This window comes from Reyranella sp. (genome assembly GCF_965228225.1).
GTDB lineage: Bacteria > Pseudomonadota > Alphaproteobacteria > Reyranellales > Reyranellaceae > Reyranella.
The window spans coordinates 3089851-3109126 of sequence record NZ_OZ245801.1 but is presented as its reverse complement, the minus strand read 5'-3'; the positions used below and the strand labels follow the sequence as shown (position 1 = coordinate 3109126).

Below are 19276 nucleotides of genomic sequence, written 5' to 3'. Positions count from 1 at the left end.
AATGCAGCATGACCCTTCGGCTACGCCGCGCCGCAACATAAGCAAGGCGGAACTGTTCTTCGGCTTCCTCAAGATCGGCCTGCTGGGCTTCGGCGGCGTGGCGCCGTGGGCCCGCCATATCATCGTCGAGGAGCGGCGCTGGCTCAGCGATCGCGAGTTCGCCGAGATCCTGGGCATCGGCCAGGTCCTGCCGGGACCGAACACGATCAACGCCGCCGTCATCATCGGCGACCGCAACCAGGGGATCGTCGGCGTCCTGCTCTGCCTGCTGGGCCAGATGGCGATGCCCCTGGTCATCGTGACCGCGCTGGCTGTCGTTTATGATCGTGTAGCCGCGATCCCGAGGTGGGGGCCGCGTTGATCGGGGCGGCGGCGGCCTCTGCCGGCCTCGTTCTGGGCACGGCGCTCAAGATGATCCGCAACATCCGGCCGACGCCGCTCTCCTATGCCATTGGCGCGGCGGGCTTCGCGGCGATCGGCCTGTTGCGTTGGCCGCTGGTGCCCGTGGTGCTCGTGCTGGTGCCGACCGCCATCGCTGCGACCTGGTGGGAGCGCCGCAAGTGACCGGCGTACTGGCCGAGCTGGCCCGGACTTTCGCGCTGCTGTCGCTGCTCTCGATCGGCGGCGTGAACGCGCTGCTGCCCGAGATCCACCGTCAGGTCGTCGACATCCATGGCTGGATGACCGACCAGGCCTTCGCGACCGCCTTCGCCATCGCCAATGCCTCGCCCGGTCCGAACGTGATCTTCGTCAGCCTGATCGGCTGGCAGGTCGCGGGCCTGTCGGGCCTGCTGGTGGCGACGCTCGCCCTCCTGATCCCGTCCAGCGCGCTGGCCTACTTCGCCGGCCGCGTGCTCACGCGCTGGTCGCATCATCCGGCCGTCGGGCTCCTGCGCGACGCGTTGATACCCGTCGCGCTCGGCATGATGCTGGCCTCGGGCCTCTCGATGATGCGCACCGTCGACCACGACGTCGTCACCGTCCTGATCAGTCTCGCCACCGCCGTCTTCGTCTACACGACACGGCGCAATCCCCTGTGGGCGCTGGGGAGCGGCGCGATCGTCAACGTGGCGGCGCTGCATTTCTCCTAATGCGGATGGGGCTCCGGTGCTCTCTCGGCCGGCCGCGCCTTCGGCAGTTCCGACCATTCGCGGAACAGGCGGCCATTGTCCTGGTCGAAGTGCTCGTCGAGGACCGTCGAGGACTGAATGCGTTCGACGCGGAAATTGCGGTAGCCGTTGCGCAGTTCGCACCAGGCGCCGACCAGGGTGACGTCGACATAGTAGGCCATGGCGATCGGCCAGATGGTGCGGTGGGTGCGCCGGCCCTTCTCGTCGGCGTAGGCGATGTGGAGCTTGCGGCTGTCGCGGATCGCGGCGCGCACGTCGGCGAGATCGACACCGTGCGGTTCGACCGTGTCGCCGGGCGAGACATAGATCGGCGTCGCGGTGAGCTGGCGGCGTAGCGTCTCGGGGAGCACCACCGTCACCTTGGAGAAGACGCTGTCGGCCGCTTCCTGCAGCTTGGCGTCGCGCAGGCGCCGGACGAGGCGTGCGCCGATGGCAATGGCCTCGACCTCGTCGGCCGTGAACATGAGCGGCGGCAGGTCGAAGCTCTTGCGCAGCACGTAGCCAATCCCGGCCGCACCATCGATCGGCACGCGGCGCGCCTGCAGGGTCGCGATGTCGCGATAGACGGTGCGCGGTGTCACCTCGAGTTCGCCCGCCAGGGCTGCTGCCGTGACCGGGCCCGTGGCCGTCCGCAGGCGCTGGATGATGTCGAACAGGCGGTCGGAGCGGCGCATGAGGCCCATTTTATGGGCCTCTTTCTCTACTGACACAACGCTGTCAGCAAGCCCTCCCTATGGTGTCGGCATTGCCAAACACCGGAGAGACCGATGCCGAGAATTGAAATGACGATGCCGCATGTGCCGGCGCTGTCTGAGTTCGCCCAGCGCAACACCGTGCCGACCTCGCCGGTCGTGCGGGCCGGCGACTGGGTCTATGTCTCCGGCCTGCCGCCGGTCAATCCCGAGACCGGCGGCTACGACATCCTGCCGATCGACGCGCAGGCGCGGCGGGTGCTCGATCATCTGAGGTCGTGCCTGGAAGCGGCGGGCTCGGCGCTGCAGCGCGTCGTCAAGTGCAACGTCTACTGCTCGAACCCGGCCTACTTCTCGACCATCAACGCGGTCTATGCCGAGTATTTCGGAGACCACAAACCCGCGCGCGTGTTCGTGTGCACGGCAGGCTGGTTCGGTCCCTTCGATCTCGAGATCGACTGTGTCGCCCTCGCGAACTAGGCAAGCTTTCGTCGGCACGGCGCTGCTCGCGGCGTCGGCCGTCGCCTATTCGAGCGCCGGCTTCTACACGCGGCTGATCGATCTCGACGCCTGGACGATGCTCTTCTGGCGCGGCGTCTTCGGCGGGCTGTTCCTGACAGGCATGTTGCTGTGGCGGGAACAGGGGCGTGCCGGGCGAGCGGTCCGCGCCATCGGCCGTGACGGTGTCGTGATCGCGCTGAGCTCGGCGCTGGCGACCGTGTGCTTCCTGAACGCGTTGCGGCTCTCGACGGTGGCCGACGTCCTGGTGATCGATGCGACGATCCCCTTCCTGACGGCAGGCATCGCCTGGCTGGTGATCGGAGAGCGCGAGGATTGGGTCACACTGGGGGCCACGCTGGCTGCCGTCGTCGGCGTGGCGGTGATGATGGGGGCAGCGGCATCGGGTGGACGCGTGGCGGGCAACCTGCTGGCCTTCGGCATGGCGGTGCTGATGTCGCTCGTGCTGGTGCTGATCCGGCGCAAGCCGGGGATCAGCATGCTGCCGGCGGTCGGGCTCTCGGCCTTTCTCTGCGCGCTGATCGTGCTGCCGTTCGCCCGGCCGCTGTCGGTGAGCGGGCAGGAGCTGCTGCTGCTCGCGCTGTTCGGCATCAGCCAGTTCGGCCTCGGCCTGTTGCTGCTGGCCTTGGGCACACCGCTGGTCTCGGCGACGCGCGGCGCCCTGATCGGCGTGCTGCAGACACCGCTCGGCACGCTCTGGGTCTGGCTGGCCTTCACCGAGACGCCCGGCTGGACGACCCTCGCCGGTGGCGCGATCGTCATCGCAGCGGTGGTTTGCGACATCTCGATCCGCCGTCCACAGGAGGCAATAACGTAACGATTTCGCGGGGTTGACGGCAGGGGAGGCGCTTCTTACATTTGAACAGTTATTCAAATGTCAAAAGCAAAGAAAACCCTCCTGTCCGACGACCACGCCGTGGCGCTGGCCGACCTGTTCCGGCTGCTGGGCGATCCGACGCGGCTGAAGATCGTGGTCTCCTGCCTGCGCACGCCACTGGCGGTGTCGGACATCGCCGAGCGGCTCGGCCTCTCGGTGTCGCTGGTCAGCCATCACCTGCGCCTGCTGAAGGGCGCGCGCCTGGTGCGCGCCGACCGTCAGGGCAAGCAGGTCTACTACGAGGCCGACGACCTCCATGTCCGCCGCATGGTCGAGGACATGGTCAATCACATCGCGGAGCACTGACATGAGCGCGAGCTGCCACTCTCATTCGCACGGTCCGGGGCACAGTCATGACCACGGCGCCGCCGCAGCGGCCTCGCCCGCCTACCGCCGCATCCTGTGGATCGCGCTGGCGGTGAACCTCGCGATGTTCGCAATCGAAATCAGTGCGGGCGTTGCGGCGCAGTCGGTCTCGCTGCTGGCCGACTCGCTCGACTTCCTGGGCGACGCGGGCAACTACGGCATCAGCCTGTTCGTACTGGGCATGGCGATCCAGTGGCGCGCCCGCGCCTCACTGGTGAAGGCCGCCAGCATGGGCGCCTTCGGCCTGTGGATCGCCATCACCACGATCAATCACGCACTGGCCGGCACCGTGCCGGCGGCACCGGTGATGGGCGTGGTCGGCGCCCTGGCGCTGGCCGCCAACTTCGGCGTGGCGTTGCTGCTCTATCGCTGGCGCGAAGGCGACAGCAACATGCGCTCGGTGTGGATCTGCACGCGCAACGACGCGATCGGCAATGTGGCCGTTCTGGCCGCCGCCGCGGGCGTGTTCGGCTCGGGCAGTGGCTGGCCGGACTATGTCGTCGCCGCGATCATGTCCGGCCTCGCCCTGGTCGGCGCCTTCCAGGTGACGCGCCATGCGATTGCAGAGCTGCGTCAGTCCCGGGAGGCCCCACCCGAGACCAAGGCTCACGCAGTCGGGAGCGTGTAGCTCTCGAACTGCTTGCGCAGCGCCGTCTTGAGGATCTTGCCGGTGGCGCCGTGCGGGATGGCGTCGATGAACTGCACGTCGTCGGGCATCCACCACTTGGCGATCTTGCCGTCGAGGAATTTCAGAACGTCGGCTTTCTCGACCGAGGCGTCGGGACGACGGACGACGATGAGCAGGGGGCGCTCGTCCCACTTGGGATGAGCGACGCCGATCACCGCGGCTTCGGCTACGCCGGGGCAGCCCATGGCGGCATTCTCGAGGTCGATCGAACTGATCCACTCGCCGCCCGACTTGATCACGTCCTTCGAGCGGTCGGTGATGACGACCGAGCCGTCACTCTCGATCTTGCAGACGTCGCCGGTGTGGAACCAGTCGTTCTCGAGGAACTGGCTCCTGCCGTCGCCCTTCATATAACCCTTCACGATCCACGGACCGCGCACGACCATGTTGCCCGAGACGCTGCCGTCCAGCGGCAGGTCGTTGCCGGCATCGTCGATGATCTTCATCTCGCAGCCGAACACCGGGCGACCCTGCTTGGCGGTGATGGCGAAGCGCTCGGCGTCGGGCAGGTCGCGCTCGCCCCTGTTGAACCGGGTGAGCGTGCCGAGCGGGCTCATCTCGGTCATGCCCCAGCCCTGGGCGACCTCGACACCATGCTCCTTCCAGAAGCGCTCGATCATGGCGTAGGGCACGGCCGAGCCGCCGATCAGGGTGCGCTTGACCGACGACATCTTCAGCTTGTTCTGCTGGCAGTAGTCGAGCAGGGCCAGCCACACGGTCGGCACGCCGGCCGACAAGGTCACCTGCTCCTTGTCGAGCAGTTCGTAGATGCTGGCGCCGTCGAGCTTGAAGCCCGGGAACACCAGTTTGGTGCCGCAGAAGGGGCCGGCATAGACGAGGCCCCAGGCATTGGCGTGGAACATCGGCACGACGGGAAGGATGGTGGTGTCGGGATCGAGCGCCAGCACGGGGCCCGAGCACATCATCATCGAGTGGATCATCGTCGAGCGGTGCGAGTAGAGCACGCCCTTCGGATTGCCCGTGGTGCCCGACGTGTAGCAAAGCGACGAGGCCGTCTTCTCGTCGAACTCCGGCCAGGTGAGCGTGCCGGGCTTGTCGGCGATCAGCTCCTCGTAGCAGAGCAGATTCGGGATCTTGGTCGAGGTCGGCATGTGGGCGCGGTCGGTCATGACCACGACATGCTTCACGGTCTTGAGCTGGTCCCACACGCCCTCGACGATCGGCATCAGGTTCAGGTCGACGAAGAGGATCTGGTCCTCGGCATGGTTGGCGATATAGGCCACATGCTCGGGCGCCAGGCGCGGGTTCAGCGTGTGCAGCACGGCGCCGATGCCGGAGATGCCGAAATAGAGCTCGAAATGCCGGTAGGTGTTCCAGGCAATGGTGCCGACCCGGTCGCCCAGCTTGATGCCGAGCCCCTGCAGCGCTTCGGCGAGCTGTTTGGCGCGCTTGTGCGCGTCCTTGTAGCCGTAGCGGTGGATCGGCCCCTCGACGGTTCGCGTCACGATCTCGACGTCGGGATAGGCGGCGGCTGCATAGTCGATGATCTGCGAGATCAGCAGCGGACGGTCTTGCATCAAACCCAGCATGGCGTTTCCTCTCTTACGCGCGCCGCTCGATATGAAGGCTTCTTAGGGTTAGGAGCGGCTTGATATCTGGTTCTAGACCGAGTCCTTGCCCGCCGGGAAGGCTGACGCTGCCGTCACGGACCGAAAAAACACCCTGCAGGACCCCTTCGCGTAGAGGATTCGGGTTGGCATCGACCTCGAGCAGGCCGGGGCCGCGCACCGCGGCCAGCAGGTGCAGCGAGTGGAGGAGGCCGATGCCGCCGCCCAGGAAATGCGGGCAGAAGGTGCGGCCGGCGGCGAGCGCGGCGCGGGCGACCGGCAGGCAGCCGGACTGGCCGCCCCACTTGGCGGCATCGGGCTGAATCACACCGAACAGGCCGCTGTCGATGGCTTCCTGGAAGGGGCCGGCGCCCCGCAGGTTCTCTCCCACGGCCAGGCGGGTCGGCGCGACTGCGGCAACCTGGGTCCATTCGGAGAGGGGGCGATCGGCCATCAGGGGCTCCTCGATCCAGCCCAGGTCGAACTCGGCGAGCTTCGGCGCCATCGCGCAGGCGGTGCGCAGGTCCCAGCCCTGGTTGGCGTCGACCATCAGCCGCTCGCCATTCTGCAACTCGGCCGCGACCGGGCGCAGCGAGCCGAGGTCGGTCTCCTCGCCGAAACCGACCTTGATCTTGAAGGCGCGATAACCGGCGGCGCGCATGCGGCCCACCGTGTCGTAGGCGGCGCGGCCGGGGTTGAGACCCGACGCATAGGCGGGGACGGGCGCGTCATTTGTGCCGCCCAGCGCGCGCCACAGCGGCAGGCCGCGCTTGCGCGCCCGCAGGTCGTGGATCGCGAGGTCGAGGCCGGCCGCCGCAGCGGAGAGCGCGCCGGCATCGCCGCTTTGGACTCTCAGCACATGCAGCGCGCGGTCGATCTCGCCCCACAGGCCGACCGGATCGTCGAGCGCTTTGCCCAGCGCCCGCGGCGCCACGATGTCGGCGAACAGCAGCGCGCGATGTTCGGCGGCGGCGTTGGGGAAGTTGCACCAGATCTCGCCCCAGCCACGGGCGCCGTCGGAATCCTCGACCCTGACAAACACCGCAGTGCGTTCGGTCATGGTGCCGAAGGAGGTGCGGACCGGCTCCGCGATCGGGGTGCGGAAGACGTGGGCTTCGACGCGGGCGAGGGTCGCCCCACTCATTGTCTCATGTTCCTCCCGAGTCCCGGCTTTTCGCCGGTGATGCGGGAAGTCTAGTCGTTCGACTCGCTGAAGGTAAGCTTGTTGGCGAACGGGTCGGTCACCGTGACGGTGCGCGCACCCCAGGGTTGGTCCTCGAGACCCGGCCGCGCATAACGATAGTTCTTTTCGTTCAGTTCGCGGTGCAGGTCGGCGATGCCCTTGGTTTGGATCATCATCGCCGAACCCGGCGCGCCATCACCGTGATGCTCGGTGAGATGGAGCACGACGCCGGCACGGGAAATCTGGGCGTAGACCGGCGCATTGTCGTCGAAGCGATGCTCCCAGTCCCAGGTGAAGCCCAGGAAGTCGACGTAGAATTCCCTGGCTTTGCCGACGTCGAAGATGCGCAGGATCGGAATGGCGGGCCCAAGCTTCATCGCATCGCTCATTCGGCGGCCTTCGCGTCGGAGTTCAGCAGGTCGTAGGTCCGCTTCTGATACTCGACCATGTAGTCGGTGTACCAGGTCGTCGGGTATTTCGGCGGTCTGTCGGGGCCGACCGTGGTCGGCACGGCAGCGATCGGCCAGTCGATGGCGTTGTCGCAGAAGAAGGCCAGCGCATAGCGCTCGCCGCCGCTGCGATTGACGGCGCAATGCGGCGTGGCGAGGCAGACATCGTTGGTCCAGCGCCGCAGCAACTGTCCGCCGTTCACGAGGTAGGCGTCGGGCAGGACGGGCGCCTCTATCCAGCGCCCGTCGCGGCCGCGGATCGACAGGCCGGACACATCGTTGGGCGCCAACAGGGTGAGGAAGCTCGTGTCGGTGTGTGGGGCAATGCCGAACTCGTCGTCGGCGAGTGCGGCCTGGTTGGGATAGTGCGTCATGCGCAGTTTGTATTGCGGCTCGGCGAACGCCGCGTCGAAGTATGTCGCGGGCAGGCCGAGGGCGCGGGCATAGAGCGGCATCAGCCTGCGGACCAGCCGCTCCAGGGTGTCGCAATAGGCGACGACGGCCTCGCGAAAGCCGGGCAGGTCGGTGGGCCACCGGTTGGCGCTGCGGAAGCGCCGGTCGGCCACGACGTCGGGGTGGTCGGCCGGCAGGTCGCGCGCGACGAAGAAGGCTTCGTTGAGATTGGGCTTGGTGACGGTCTGGACCGTGGAGGTGCGCAGCGTATCGCCCCGCATCGGCAGATAGCCGACATTGTGCCTGTCGATTCTGACGTCCATCTTGCGGTCCAGCGGCAGGGCATGAAACCGCGCCGCCTGGTGGAAAGTGTTGCGGATCAAATCCGGCGGCACGCCGTGATTGACCACGAAATAGAAACCGATTTCGGTCAGCGCCGCGCGCAGCTCCCGGGAGGCGCGCTCGATCGCGCCGGGTTCGCCCGCCAGACAGGGGCCGACGTCGATGATGGGGATGGCGTCGGCGCGCGGGCTCATTCGGCGGCCTGCTGGGCCTCCGTGTTGAGCACGTCGTAGTTCCGCTTGAGGTACCAGGTCATGTAATCGCTGTACCAGGTCGTGGGATATTTCGGCGGCTTGTCGGGACCGACGGTGGTCGGCACGGCGGCGACCGGCCAGTCGATGCCGCTGTCGCAGAAGAAGGGCAGGGCATAGCGCGCGCCGCTGGTCTTGTTGATGGCGCGGTGCGGCGTCGCCAGGAACAGGTCGTTGGTGTAGCGCTGCAGCATCTGCCCGCCGTTCACCACATAGGCATTGTCGATCGCCGGCATGTCGATCCAGCGGCCGCTCTGGCTGCGGATCGACAGTCCCTGCACCTCGTTGGGGGCCAGCAGGGTGAGGAAGCTGGTGTCGGTATGGGGCGCCAGGCCGAACTCGTCGTCCACCGGTCCGTCCTGCGGCGGATAATGCGTCATGCGCATCGAGAACATCGGCTCGGAGAAGGCCGTGTCGAAATAGTTGGCCGGAAGGTCGAGGGCGCGGGCGTAGAGGCGCACCATCTTCTGCACCAGCCGCTCCATCTCGTTGCAGTAGTCGACGACGGTGTCGCGGAAGCCCGGCAGGTCGGGCCAGCGGTTGAGGCCGCGGAAGCGCCGGCCCGACAGCACGTCGGGATGATCGGGCGCCATCTCGCGCTTCACGAAAAAGGCCTCGTTGAGATTGGCCTTGGTGCCGGTCTGGACGGTCGAGGTGCGCAGCGTGTTGCCGCGCATGGGCAGGTAACCGGTATTGTGCTGGTCGAGCTTGAGCTCCAGCTTCTTCTCGACCGGCTGGTCGTGGAAGCGCTTCACCTCGGCGAACATGGCGGCGATCTTTTCGCGCGCGATACCGTGGTTCACGATGAAGTAGAAGCCGATCTCGGTGAGTGCAAACCGCAGTTCCTTGGCGGTGCGGTCCATCGCGCCGGGCTCGCCCGCGAGGTAGGGGCCGAGATCGATGACGGGAATCGTTTCGGTGGCCACGGTCTGCTCCTCCTCGGGCTCCCTATTTCGCCCGGAAGCGACGATAATGCCGCCACGGCGCCGCGGTCCAGCGTGTGCAGAAGGAATGTCATGATCTTCGGAATTCTGGCCCTGGTGACGGCGTCGCTCTTTGCCGGCGCGGCCTTCTACGTGAGCTTCGCCGAGCATCCCGCCCGGTCCGAACTCGACGATCGCGCGCAGCTCCAGCAATGGAAGCGCTCCTATCGGCGCGGGGCGGTCATGCAAGGCACGCTGGCCGCCCTGGGTTTCGTGCTGGGCATGGCGGCGTGGTGGCAGACGCGCGACGAACTCTACATCGTCGGGGCGATCCTGATGGGAGCCAACTGGGCCTACACGGCCCTGATGATCCTGCCGGTCAACAGCGAGCTGAAGGCGATCGAGCTCGACGATGCCGGCGAGGACAGCCACACGCTGCTGCGGCGCTGGGGCAAACTGCACGTCAAGCGCACGATGCTCGGCATCGGCGCAACGCTTCTGTTCATGTGGGCATCCTTGTCATCCTGAGCGCAGCGAAGGATCTCCCGCCGCCAGGGAGTCCTCCGGTCGTTCCGGCAGGTCCTTCGCTGCGCTCAGGACGACATGCGTTACGCCGTCGGCAGCTTGTAGTCCTTGAAGTCCTCGCGCAGGCGGGTCTTCAGGATCTTGCCGGTGGCGGTGTGGGGGATGGCGTCGACGAACTGCACGTCATCGGGCAGCCACCATTTGGCGACCTTGGTCGCCAGGAACTCGACCAGCTCCTGCTTGTCGATCTCGGTGTCGGGCTTCCTGTGCACGATCAGCAGCGGGCGTTCGTCCCATTTCGGGTGGGCGACGCCGATCACCGCGGCCTCCGCAACGGCGGGATGGGCCATGGCGGCGTTCTCGAGGTCGATCGAGCTGATCCACTCGCCGCCGGACTTGATCACGTCCTTGGAACGGTCGGTGATCTGCATGTAGCCGTCGGGATCGATGGTGGCGACGTCGCCGGTGGCGAACCAGCCGCCGCCCTTGCCTTCGATGGAACGCAGGACTTCGCCGCCCTCGCCCTTGAAATAGCCCGAGGTGATCCAGGGGCCGCGCACCAGCAGGTCGCCGAACGCCTTGCCGTCGCGCGGTAGCTCGTTGCCGGCATCGTCGACGATCATCATCTCGACGCCGTAGGGTGGGCGGCCCTGCTTCAGCCGCACCTGCAGCAGGTCCTCTGGAGAGAAATCGAGATGCTTCTCCTTGGGATGGTTGACCGTGCCCAGCGGGCTCATCTCGCTCATGCCCCAGGCATGCAGCACCTCGACACCGAATTCCTTGTCGAAGGCCTCGATCATGGCCGGCGGGGCGGCCGAGCCGCCGATCACGGCGTACTTGACGGTCGAGAGCGTGAGCTTGTTGGCCTTCATGTGGTTCAGCAGGGCGAGCCACACGGTCGGCACGCCGGCCGTGAAGGTTACGCGCTCCTTCTCGAACAGCTCGTGCAGGCTGGCGCCGTCGAGAGCGACGCCGGGGAAGACGAGCTTGGCGCCCACGAGAGCGGCCGAGTAGGGCAGACCCCAGGCATTGACGTGGAACATCGGGACGACCGGCAGCACCACCGAGCGGGCCGAGAGGTTCAGCGTGTCGGGCAGCGCTGCGCCATAGGCATGCAGGATGGTCGAGCGGTGGTGATAGAGCACGCCCTTGGGATTGCCCGTCGTGCCCGACGTGTAGCAGAGCGACGAGGCCGTGCGCTCGTCGAACTCCGGCCACTCGTAGGTGCCGGGCTTGTCGGCGATCAGCTCCTCGTAGACCAGCAGGTTGGGGATATTGCAGTCCTTGGGGAGGTGGGCGCGGTCGGTCATCGCCACGACATGGCGGACGCCCTTCATCTGCGGCAGCAGCTTCTCGACGGCGGGCAGCAGGTTGAGGTCGACGAAGAGGAGCTGGTCCTCGGCGTGGTTGACGATGTAGACGATCTGCTCGGGGAAGAGGCGCGGGTTGATCGTGTGGCAGACCGCGCCCATGCCGGAGATGCCGTAATAGAGTTCGAAGTGGCGGTAGCCGTTCCAGGCCAGCGTGCCGATCCGGTCGCCAACCTTGATGCCGAGGGCGAGCAGGGCCTCGGCGACCTTCTTCGCGCGCTTGTTCGCATCGCGGTAGGTGTAGCGGTGGATCGGACCTTCGACGGTGCGGGAGACGATCTCGGTGTCGCCGTGGTTGAGGGCGGCGTGCTCGATGAGCTGCGAAATCAGTAGCGGGCGATCCTGCATGAGTCCGAGCATCGGGGCGTCTCTCCTGTGGTGTCGTCTGGCGGCTGGGCGCCAATTGTCTTAGGTTCGGAAAGACATCCTTTGGGGGAAAATTGATGAAACGGTCAAGCTGTGGCGGCGCCCTCGCGATCGGTGCACTCGCCGCCGCCTGGTCGTTTCCGGGGGCGGCCCAGACGGTGACGGGCGGCCATACCGCCGCGGCCGGCTTCCTGCTGCTGCTGACCGAGCGCTTCGAATTCACGGTCGCGCAACTTCCCGCACTCGGTGCGCATCTCCTGAGCCTGCCGCAGGCGATCGGTACCAGCACGGCGCTGCTTCTGGCCGGAATCGTCGTGGCCGGCCTCGCGGCCGAAGCCCTCGCGCGCCAGATCCTGAGCCGCGCGCGCGTCCGTGCCTTCGACGAGCTGGCCAGCAAGACGCCGCTGCGCGCCTTCTTCCGCGCGCTCCTGCTCGACGTACTCGCCCTGTTGGCGCTGGCCGTTGCAGGCCGGCTGGTGCTGGGCCAGTTCGGCCCGTCCGATGGCCTCGGCTCCAAGCTCGGCCAGATGGTGCTCCATGCACTCGTCTACTGGCGCGGCTTCAACCTGGTGTTCCGCGCCTTCCTGCGCCCGCATCTGGCCGAGGGCCGCATCGCCCCGGTGGACGACGCCACGGCGCGCCGCCTGCTGGTCGCGCTGGACCTCGTCATTCTGCTGCCGTTGCTGGGCAGTCTCGCGGCGCGTGCTCTCGATGGGACGGGGGCAAACCGCGAAATGACGAGTGCCGCGATCATTCTCTACGTACCGCTCGTCTCCGTGCTGCTGCTTGCCATCGTCTGGCGCTGGCGGTTCGATATGGCGGCCTGGCTGACGGCCATGGTGCCGCCGACCGGCTTCACCCGCCAGCTCAAGCTCGATGCGGCCCGCAACTGGTGGATGGGCGGCCTCTTCTTCTACGCAGTCCTGGGCCTCGCCTCTGTGTATGCGGCGCTGACGGAGAGCGGCACCGCCGCGCGCGGCATGACGACGATCGAATCGGTGCTGATCGCGTTGCTGCTGTTCGAGACGCTGATGCACCGCATCACACGCCACATCGTCTCCGAGCTGCCGATGGCGGGCGACGTGGTGGCCGACTGCGTGCGGTTGCTCGTGCGTCTTTATGTGGCGATCCTGATCGGCGAGGCGCTGATGGTCCAGGTACTCGCCGCGGCGACGGCCGACGAATGGGTCGCGCATGATCGCGGGGCCAAGATGGCGGCGATCACCGCGGTGGCGATCTATGCCGGCTGGCGGTTCCTGAAGTACCGCATGGACTCCTACATCGCCGCCAATCCGCTGCCGTCGGCCGACGTTTCGGGGGATTCGGAGGAGGAAGTCGAGGTCGCGGCCTCCCGGCTGCGGACCCTGATGCCGCTGCTGCGCGTCGTTGCGGGCGCCACCATTGCCATCATTGGTGGCCTGCTGGTCCTGGCGGAGTTGGGCGTCAACATCACACCGCTGATCGCCGGCGCGTCCGTGCTCGGCCTCGCCGTCTCCTTCGGCAGTCAGTCGCTGGTGCGGGACATCGTGTCGGGCGTCTTCTTCCTGGCCGAAGACTCCTTCCGCATCGGCGAATATGTCGACTGCAGCAAGGGCAAGGGTACGGTCGAGGGGTTCAGCGTCCGCTCACTGAAACTGCGGCACCAGAACGGTCAGCTCAACATCGTGCCGTTCGGGCAGATTGCGCACATCACCAACTTCAGCCGGGACTGGACGGTGGTGAAGTTCAACATCGCCTTCGCGAACGGTACGGATGTCGAGCTGCTGCGCAAGACGGTGAAGAAGATCGGCCTCCAGTTGATGGAGGAGCCGCAGTTCAAGCCCATCCTGCTGCAGCCGCTGAAGATGCAGGGCGTCGTCGACATCAAGGACAATTCGCTGATCGTGCGATTCAAATTCATGGCACGTCCGAAGAATCCCACCATGGTCCAGCGCATGGCGATCCGGCGCATGTACGAACAGTTCCCCGCGCTCGGTATCCAGTTCGCCACCGGAAACAACTATCCGTTCCCGATCCCGGCGACGCCCGCCGTGCCGCCGATGGCCGAGGCGAAGCTCGAGACGTCTGTCGCCGCGCCCCCCAAGGCCGCAGAGTAAATCCAGAGGAGTCAAAGATGCAGAAGCGCAAACTCGGCAAGTCCGACCTCGAATTCGTTCCCATCGCCTTCGGCGGCAACGTCTTCGGCTGGACCGCCGACGAGGCGACGTCGCACAAGCTGCTCGACGCCTTCGTCGATCATGGCTTCTCCTTCGTCGACACGGCCGACGTCTATTCGCGCTGGTTTCCGGGCAACAAGGGCGGCGAAAGCGAAACGGTGATCGGCAGCTGGCTGAAGCAGGATCCGACCAAGCGGGAGAAGATCGTGCTCGCGACCAAGTGCGGCATGGGCCTGCCGAGCGGCGCCCTCTCCGCCAAGAATATCAAGGAGTCGGTCGACGCCTCGCTGAAGCGGCTCAATACGGACCGCATCGACCTCTTCCAGTCGCACAAGGACGACAAGGACACGCCGCAGGAAGAGACGCTCTCGACCTATGGAGAGCTGGTGAAGGCGGGCAAGATCCGGTTCATCGGCGCCTCCAACTTCGATGCGCCGCGCCTGGCCGAGGCCGCGGCGATCGCAAAGGAGAAGGGGCTGCCGCGCTACGAGAGTCTCCAGCCGCACTACAATCTCATGGAGCGCGGCCTGTTCGAGGGCGCGCTGGAGGACGAGTGCCTGAAGCAGGGGATTGGCGTGATTCCCTACTATTCGCTGGCCAGCGGCTTCCTCACGGGCAAGTACCGGTCCGAGGCCGATGTCGGCAATGCCCAGCGCGGCGCCGGCGTGAAGAAGTACATCAATCCCAAGGGCGCGGCCGTCCTGAAGGCGCTCGACGATGCTGCCGAAAAGAATGGGGCCACGCTGGCACAGGTGGCACTCGCCTGGCTCCTGCAGCGCAAGGCGATCACCGCGCCGATCGTGAGCGCCACCAGCCTGAAGCAGCTCGACGACGTGCTCAATTCGACGACCCTTGAGCTCGATCCCGAATCGGTCGCCGCCCTCGACAAGGCCAGCGCGCCCGCCTGACAAAGGCCAGCCTGACAAAGGAGAGGCCGATGCTCGTCTTCCGCCAGCTCTTCGACCCGACCTCGTCGACCTACACCTACCTGCTGGGGTGCAGCGTCTCGAAAGAGGCACTGCTGATCGACCCGGTGTTCGAGCAGGCGCGGCGCGATGCGGCGCTGATCGGCGAACTCGGCCTCACGCTCGTCTGGACGCTCGATACCCACGTCCATGCCGACCATGTAACCGGCGCCTGGCTGCTGAAGCAGCGGCTGGGCAGCCGCATCGGGCTGGCGGCCGCGTCGGGCGCGGCGGGCGCCGACCGGCTGCTGCAGGACGGCGACCGGATCGACTTCGGACGACGCTCGCTCGAAGTCCGCGCCACGCCCGGCCACACCTCCGGCTGCGTCACCTACGTGCTGGACGACGAGAGCATGGCCTTCACCGGCGATTGCCTGCTGATCCGCGGTTCCGGCAGGACCGACTTCCAGCAGGGCGATCCGCGCGCCCTCTATCGGTCGGTCCGCTCGCGCATCTTCGCGCTGCCCGAGAACTGCCTGCTGTACCCCGCCCACGATTATCGCGGCCTCACGGTCAGCAGCGTCGCCGAGGAGAAGCGGTTCAATCCCCGGCTGGGCGGCGAGGTCGGCGAAAGCGACTATGTCGGCTACATGAAGAACCTCGACCTGCCGCACCCGAAGAAGATCGACGAGGCCGTGCCCGCCAACCTTCGGTGTGGCCAGCCCGGCAACGGGGCCGGACTGCCGGCTGAGCCCGACTGGGCACCGCTGCGCTTCACCTTCGGCGGCGTCTGGGAGGTCGAGCCGCATTGGCTCGAGGAGAACCTCGCCAAGGTGCATGTCGTCGACGTGCGCGAGCCGGCCGAGTTCTCCGGCCCGCTCGGTCATATCCGGGGCGCGACGCTGGTGCCTCTGGGCGAGCTGGCCGCACGCGCGAAGGACCTGCCGAAGGACAAGCCGGTCGTCGCCGTCTGTCGCGCCGGCAGTCGCTCGGCGCACGCGACGGCGATCCTGCACAAGGCGGGCATCGCCGACGTCGCCAACCTGCCGGGCGGCATGCTGCGCTGGCGCGCCGAGAGCCGCGCCGTCGAGGGTGGTTCGGCCTAGCTATCCAGCCCCGGCATTTGCAAGAACGGGTGAATCGCGCCGGCTCTTCGTCCAGGTTCTGCAGGTGTATTCGCGGCGTCCGAATGTCGTTGCGGGCGCATGCCGCGTCGAAGGCGCTAGCGCACCATCAGATGCCGAGACAAACGCCCGCGCAGCACAACCACCGCATTGTTCCCCTGGCTCTGCACTGCTAAAAAACGGCGTCGACCGACAAGGGGGACGGATGCCGATCGCATATGATATCGGAATGCACAATGGGGATGACACGCACTACTATCTCTCAAAAGGATACGACGTTGTATCTGTCGAGGCTAATTCTGCTCTTTGCCAAGCTGCTGCCGAGCGCTTCGCGAGCGAAGTGAGCAATAAACGCCTGACAATCCTCAATTTCGCCATTAGCGACAAAAGAGGTGAGATCGATTTCTATCACCATAAGCAAGAGTCGGAATGGGGCACGATCGTCAAGCCGGAGGACATGTCGGAATGGACAATGTCTCCCGTCAAGACAGCGCCCCTGTCGGATATTGTGCTCGCCGGCCCTGAGGCCGACTTCATAAAGATAGATATCGAAGGAGCAGACTTCTTTGCACTCGATAGCCTCCAGGCGGCCAATCGAATGCCGAAGAGCATTGTCTGCGAAGCACACTCCTTGAAGATTTTGTGCAAGCTGATCGTCATGGACTACAAGAGGTTTCGGATCGTCAATGGCAAGTCGGCGAGAAAGGCATATCGAAAGCACAAGATTACGACCCTGGCGGGAGAGCGTATGCCTTTCAGATTTTCGAGTCATAGCTCAGGGCCGGTTGGTTCGGATCTGCCCGGAGAATGGTATTCAGCGGAACAAGCCGCCCACCTGTGGGGCGCGCGCGCGTTGATGTACGGCCATGGCTGGTTTGATATCCACGCGGAGCGGTAAGAGGCGTGAACTCGTTACCGAATAGGGAATGTCGATTTCGTTTCCGGCGACTTCCTTTGTTTTTGGTGCTGGCGGCGAGGCGAGTGACGCCCTCTTCCCGTGAAGGCTGAAATAGCGCCATCGGCTGATGGGGCTCTATCAAAGCGAACAGGCAACGAAGAGCAGGTGCCGGTTTAACGCGTCGAGGTACGCGAGCCGGTCGATTCTCGGGCCCTACGGTCCTCTCTGGCATCCAGGTTGCTTTGGCTTCGCACGCCTTCGGTTCTTCTTTCCTGAGGTCGCGGGGAGGGGGCGGGCAGAGTCCATGGGGCGACTTGCCCAGCGGTACCAGGATACCTGATTCAGGGGCTGCGACTCGCAATTCGAATATTTCGTTTATTGCGTTTACGGGTCGGGACCCGGCCCTTTCAACGCGCTGCTACAAGCCGTAGAGCTTCGACGGCGTGTCGATCAGAATGGTGCGTCGCACTGCCTCGTTCGGCACCCAGTCCTCGAACGTCCTGAGCGTGAGCGGATAGGTCGTGACGCGATTGAGGTCTGTATCCGTGTGCGGCCAGTCGCTGCCCCACATCAGGCGCTCGGGGCCGAAGGCATCGAGCAGCATCGGCGCCGCCATGCGCGCGCGCTCCGGGCCGACACGGTAGGCCCCGCACAACACCACGAAGACGCGGCCTGTCCTGGCGCTCTCCAGAAGAGCCTTGAAGCCGGGATCGCGTGCGGGTCCCAGGGTGCGGTCGAACAGGCCGTAGTGGGGGATCACGACCTTGTGGCCGCCGTCCAGCAGGAACGGCAGCATCTCGGGCAGGCGCTTGCTCTCGACATAGAGGTGGATCGGCCAGTCCCGCTTGAGGGCCTCACCCAGCATCTCGTGATAGGCCGACCATTGCGGAGTCGGCAGGCCTAAGATCGGAAAGCGCAGGCCCCGCACGCCGATCCGCGCCATCTCCTCCCACTCCTCGGGGCGCGTATCGAGCGACGGCGAGATCCACGGAACGCCGCGGAAGCGCTGCGGCGCGGCTTTGAGCGCGTCGAACAGATAGGAATTGTCGTAACCCAGGAACGACGGCTGCAGCAGCACCGTGCGGCCGACACCATTGGACTCGGCCAGTGCCTGCAGGGTCTGCCACGAGGCATCGTAGTTCGGCGCATAGCGCGCATCGACGGCGAGCTTCAGCCCGCGCACGAAGGCGTGGGCGTGCGCGTCGATCCAGGAAGGGAGCGCCGCCCGGGCCGGGAGTATCGCTGCCGCCAGCGCCATCGGCGCCAGCGCGCGACGGGCGATCTTCACGGCGGCAGCGTCGCGTCGCGCGACGTCTCGCGGAAAGTGAGGAGGGTGGCGATCGAGATGGCGGCGGCGCCCATGAACAGCCAGGCCGGGCTCAGGTCCATCTCCGTGCGCGCGATCAGCCAGGCGGCGGTGAGCGGCGTCAGCCCGCCGATGACGCCGAAGGCGATGTTGTAGCCCAACGAGATGGCGGTGCAGCGGACACGACCCGCCACCGCCTCGGTCAGGAGGGAGGGGATGATGCCGAGGCCCATGCCGGCCGGCACCACCAGAGCGAGCTGCCCCAGCAGGATCAGCCTTGGGTCGGGGTGATGCATCAGCCACAGGAGCGGCAGCGCGCCGACGAAGCCCAGGACCATGGCAGCGAACATCAATGGCCGGCGGCCGACGCGATCGGAGAGCCAGCCGGACAGGAGCATCACCGGGAGCAGGAAGACCATGCTGACGGTATTGATCTCCAGGGCGCGCGCCGGGGCGATGCCATCGACGGTCTGAAGCCAGGTCACCACGTAGAGGAACATCAGGTAGAAGCCGACGGCATTGAAGACCGTGATGCCGGCTACGCGCATCACGGCGCGGCCATGATGACGCAAGGTCTCGATCAGGGGCGATCCGTGGCCCGATTTCGGCGGCGTCTCCTCGACGATGACCTGGCGGATCCACCAGCCGGCGACGCCGAGCAGCAGGCCGAGCAGGAACGGCACGCGCCAGCCCCAGGCCGCCAGCGCCTCCGGCGACAGGAGAGCGGCGAAGGCCGCACCGATTCCCGAGCCCAGGAGGAAACCGCCGGTGGCGGCCAGCGAGCAGAAGCTGCCGACCAGGCCGCGGCGACCGGGCGGGGCCTGCTCGACGAGGAAGACCATCGAGGTGGTGGCCTCGCCGCCGACCGACAGGCCCTGGATCATGCGTAGCAGCGTGAGCAGGATGGGCGCCGCGATGCCCAGCGTCTCGTAGCCCGGCAGCAGGCCTACGAGGAAGGTTGGGAGCGCCATGGCGGCAATCGAGAAGGTGAGGGCGGCACGCCTTCCGAGCCGGTCGCCGATATGGCCGACCACAATGCCGCCGAGCGGGCGCATCAGGTAGCCCAGCGCGAAGATGCCGAAGGCGGCCAGGACCTGCGCCACTGGATTCTCGGCGGGGAAGAACACGCGCCCGATGGTGGCAGCGAAATAGCCGTAGACCGCGAAATCGTACCATTCGAGCAGGTTGCCGATGGTGCCGGCCGCAACGATGCGGCGAGTGCTGGTGGGGGTCATCTCGCCGGAC

General features: G+C 66.3%; 21 protein-coding genes. 12 read left to right on the top strand and 9 right to left on the bottom strand.

Annotated features, from left to right (window positions below; genetic code table 11):
• The first annotated feature begins 1 nt into the window (after position 1).
• The 3 genes from ACO07K_RS15035 to ACO07K_RS15025 are packed head-to-tail and all read left to right on the top strand — an operon-like array spanning position 2 to position 1091.
• Positions 2-361 (top strand): chromate transporter, encoded by a 360-nt coding sequence (locus ACO07K_RS15035; RefSeq protein WP_422029124.1) that lies wholly within the window; start codon positions 2-4, stop codon positions 359-361.
• Positions 346-564: a hypothetical protein gene (locus ACO07K_RS15030; protein WP_422029122.1), complete on the top strand. Its 219-nt coding sequence runs from the start codon at positions 346-348 to the stop codon at positions 562-564. The genes ACO07K_RS15035 and ACO07K_RS15030 overlap by 16 nt, the downstream gene beginning before the upstream one ends.
• Positions 561-1091, top strand: a complete 531-nt coding sequence (locus ACO07K_RS15025; protein ID WP_422029120.1) for a chromate transporter — start codon at positions 561-563, stop codon at positions 1089-1091. The genes ACO07K_RS15030 and ACO07K_RS15025 overlap by 4 nt, the downstream gene beginning before the upstream one ends.
• On the opposite strand, the gene ACO07K_RS15020 is transcribed toward ACO07K_RS15025, so the two are convergent.
• Positions 1088-1813 (bottom strand): helix-turn-helix transcriptional regulator, encoded by a 726-nt coding sequence (locus tag ACO07K_RS15020; protein ID WP_422029118.1) that lies wholly within the window; start codon positions 1811-1813, stop codon positions 1088-1090. The genes ACO07K_RS15025 and ACO07K_RS15020 overlap by 4 nt on opposite strands.
• An 84-nt stretch (positions 1814-1897) precedes the next feature.
• On the opposite strand from ACO07K_RS15020, the gene ACO07K_RS15015 reads away from it, so the two are divergent.
• The 4 genes from ACO07K_RS15015 to ACO07K_RS15000 are packed head-to-tail and all read left to right on the top strand — an operon-like array spanning position 1898 to position 4212.
• The gene (locus ACO07K_RS15015; protein ID WP_422029116.1) at positions 1898-2302 is read left to right on the top strand and encodes a RidA family protein; all 405 of its coding nucleotides are present in this window, start codon (positions 1898-1900) and stop codon (positions 2300-2302) included.
• Entirely contained in the window at positions 2283-3158 is an 876-nt protein-coding gene (locus ACO07K_RS15010) for a DMT family transporter (RefSeq protein ID WP_422029114.1), read from the top strand. Before ACO07K_RS15015 ends, ACO07K_RS15010 begins: the two co-directional genes overlap by 20 nt.
• Before the next feature lie 57 nt (positions 3159-3215).
• Positions 3216-3524 (top strand): ArsR/SmtB family transcription factor, encoded by a 309-nt coding sequence (locus tag ACO07K_RS15005; RefSeq protein ID WP_298314864.1) that lies wholly within the window; start codon positions 3216-3218, stop codon positions 3522-3524.
• 1 nt (position 3525) lies between these two features.
• Positions 3526-4212, top strand: a complete 687-nt coding sequence (locus ACO07K_RS15000) for a cation transporter (protein ID WP_422029112.1) — start codon at positions 3526-3528, stop codon at positions 4210-4212.
• Here ACO07K_RS15000 and ACO07K_RS14995 read toward each other — a convergent pair.
• Genes ACO07K_RS14995 through ACO07K_RS14975 form a run of 5 tightly spaced genes read right to left on the bottom strand, consistent with a single transcriptional unit; the run spans position 4191 to position 9384 of the window.
• On the bottom strand, positions 4191-5822 hold the full coding sequence (locus ACO07K_RS14995) for a long-chain-fatty-acid--CoA ligase (RefSeq protein ID WP_298314870.1): 1632 nt from the start codon (positions 5820-5822) through the stop codon (positions 4191-4193). The genes ACO07K_RS15000 and ACO07K_RS14995 overlap by 22 nt on opposite strands.
• 13 nt (positions 5823-5835) lie before the next feature.
• Complete coding sequence (locus tag ACO07K_RS14990; RefSeq protein WP_422029110.1) at positions 5836-6984, bottom strand: mandelate racemase/muconate lactonizing enzyme family protein; 1149 nt, start codon at positions 6982-6984, stop codon at positions 5836-5838.
• A gap of 50 nt (positions 6985-7034) precedes the next feature.
• Complete coding sequence (locus ACO07K_RS14985; protein ID WP_422029108.1) at positions 7035-7400, bottom strand: glyoxalase superfamily protein; 366 nt, start codon at positions 7398-7400, stop codon at positions 7035-7037.
• Positions 7401-7408: 8 nt separating this feature from the next.
• Entirely contained in the window at positions 7409-8401 is a 993-nt protein-coding gene (locus ACO07K_RS14980) for an isopenicillin N synthase family dioxygenase (RefSeq protein WP_422029106.1), read from the bottom strand.
• Positions 8398-9384 carry an isopenicillin N synthase family dioxygenase gene (locus ACO07K_RS14975; RefSeq protein ID WP_422029104.1) on the bottom strand — a complete coding sequence of 329 codons (987 nt, stop codon included), beginning with the start codon at positions 9382-9384 and terminating at the stop codon, positions 8398-8400. Before ACO07K_RS14975 ends, ACO07K_RS14980 begins: the two co-directional genes overlap by 4 nt.
• 90 nt (positions 9385-9474) lie before the next feature.
• Here ACO07K_RS14975 and ACO07K_RS14970 point away from each other — a divergent pair, with 90 nt between their 5' ends.
• The gene (locus ACO07K_RS14970; RefSeq protein ID WP_422029102.1) at positions 9475-9909 is read left to right on the top strand and encodes a DUF1772 domain-containing protein; all 435 of its coding nucleotides are present in this window, start codon (positions 9475-9477) and stop codon (positions 9907-9909) included.
• A gap of 80 nt (positions 9910-9989) precedes the next feature.
• Here ACO07K_RS14970 and ACO07K_RS14965 read toward each other — a convergent pair whose 3' ends face one another.
• Positions 9990-11636, bottom strand: a complete 1647-nt coding sequence (locus ACO07K_RS14965; RefSeq protein ID WP_422029100.1) for a 3-(methylthio)propionyl-CoA ligase — start codon at positions 11634-11636, stop codon at positions 9990-9992.
• An 83-nt stretch (positions 11637-11719) separates the two neighbouring features.
• On the opposite strand from ACO07K_RS14965, the gene ACO07K_RS14960 reads away from it, so the two are divergent.
• The 4 genes from ACO07K_RS14960 (at position 11720) to ACO07K_RS14945 (ending at position 16725) form a co-directional block, all read left to right on the top strand.
• A complete protein-coding gene (locus ACO07K_RS14960; protein WP_422029098.1) occupies positions 11720-13738 on the top strand; it encodes a mechanosensitive ion channel family protein in 2019 nt (672 codons plus the stop codon).
• Between the two features lie 17 nt (positions 13739-13755).
• On the top strand, positions 13756-14706 hold the full coding sequence (locus ACO07K_RS14955; RefSeq protein WP_422029096.1) for an aldo/keto reductase: 951 nt from the start codon (positions 13756-13758) through the stop codon (positions 14704-14706).
• A 29-nt stretch (positions 14707-14735) separates the two neighbouring features.
• Entirely contained in the window at positions 14736-15809 is a 1074-nt protein-coding gene (locus ACO07K_RS14950) for an MBL fold metallo-hydrolase (RefSeq protein ID WP_422029094.1), read from the top strand.
• A 223-nt stretch (positions 15810-16032) separates the two neighbouring features.
• A complete protein-coding gene (locus ACO07K_RS14945; RefSeq protein ID WP_422029092.1) occupies positions 16033-16725 on the top strand; it encodes an FkbM family methyltransferase in 693 nt (230 codons plus the stop codon).
• 418 nt (positions 16726-17143) lie between these two features.
• Here the strand turns inward: ACO07K_RS14945 and ACO07K_RS14940 are convergent, their stop codons facing one another.
• Both ACO07K_RS14940 and ACO07K_RS14935 read right to left on the bottom strand, forming a co-directional pair.
• A complete protein-coding gene (locus ACO07K_RS14940) occupies positions 17144-18013 on the bottom strand; it encodes an amidohydrolase family protein (RefSeq protein WP_422029090.1) in 870 nt (289 codons plus the stop codon).
• Positions 18010-19266, bottom strand: coding sequence for an MFS transporter (locus ACO07K_RS14935; RefSeq protein ID WP_422029088.1), 1257 nt, complete (start codon positions 19264-19266; stop codon positions 18010-18012). The genes ACO07K_RS14940 and ACO07K_RS14935 overlap by 4 nt, the downstream gene beginning before the upstream one ends.
• Positions 19267-19276 lie beyond the last annotated feature (10 nt).

Coding starts and splice junctions, on each gene's coding strand:
- ACO07K_RS14945 (WP_422029092.1), top strand. CDS start 16,033: ATGCCGATCGCATATGATATCGGAATGCACAATGGGGATGACACGCAC.
- ACO07K_RS14980 (WP_422029106.1), bottom strand. CDS start 8,401: ATGAGCCCGCGCGCCGACGCCATCCCCATCATCGACGTCGGCCCCTGT.
- ACO07K_RS14965 (WP_422029100.1), bottom strand. CDS start 11,636: ATGCTCGGACTCATGCAGGATCGCCCGCTACTGATTTCGCAGCTCATC.
- ACO07K_RS14955 (WP_422029096.1), top strand. CDS start 13,756: ATGCAGAAGCGCAAACTCGGCAAGTCCGACCTCGAATTCGTTCCCATC.
- ACO07K_RS14970 (WP_422029102.1), top strand. CDS start 9,475: ATGATCTTCGGAATTCTGGCCCTGGTGACGGCGTCGCTCTTTGCCGGC.
- ACO07K_RS15015 (WP_422029116.1), top strand. CDS start 1,898: ATGCCGAGAATTGAAATGACGATGCCGCATGTGCCGGCGCTGTCTGAG.
- ACO07K_RS14985 (WP_422029108.1), bottom strand. CDS start 7,400: ATGAAGCTTGGGCCCGCCATTCCGATCCTGCGCATCTTCGACGTCGGC.
- ACO07K_RS15005 (WP_298314864.1), top strand. CDS start 3,216: ATGTCAAAAGCAAAGAAAACCCTCCTGTCCGACGACCACGCCGTGGCG.
- ACO07K_RS15000 (WP_422029112.1), top strand. CDS start 3,526: ATGAGCGCGAGCTGCCACTCTCATTCGCACGGTCCGGGGCACAGTCAT.
- ACO07K_RS14960 (WP_422029098.1), top strand. CDS start 11,720: ATGAAACGGTCAAGCTGTGGCGGCGCCCTCGCGATCGGTGCACTCGCC.
- ACO07K_RS14935 (WP_422029088.1), bottom strand. CDS start 19,266: ATGACCCCCACCAGCACTCGCCGCATCGTTGCGGCCGGCACCATCGGC.
- ACO07K_RS14950 (WP_422029094.1), top strand. CDS start 14,736: ATGCTCGTCTTCCGCCAGCTCTTCGACCCGACCTCGTCGACCTACACC.
- ACO07K_RS14995 (WP_298314870.1), bottom strand. CDS start 5,822: ATGCTGGGTTTGATGCAAGACCGTCCGCTGCTGATCTCGCAGATCATC.
- ACO07K_RS14990 (WP_422029110.1), bottom strand. CDS start 6,984: ATGAGTGGGGCGACCCTCGCCCGCGTCGAAGCCCACGTCTTCCGCACC.
- ACO07K_RS15035 (WP_422029124.1), top strand. CDS start 2: ATGCAGCATGACCCTTCGGCTACGCCGCGCCGCAACATAAGCAAGGCG.
- ACO07K_RS15020 (WP_422029118.1), bottom strand. CDS start 1,813: ATGGGCCTCATGCGCCGCTCCGACCGCCTGTTCGACATCATCCAGCGC.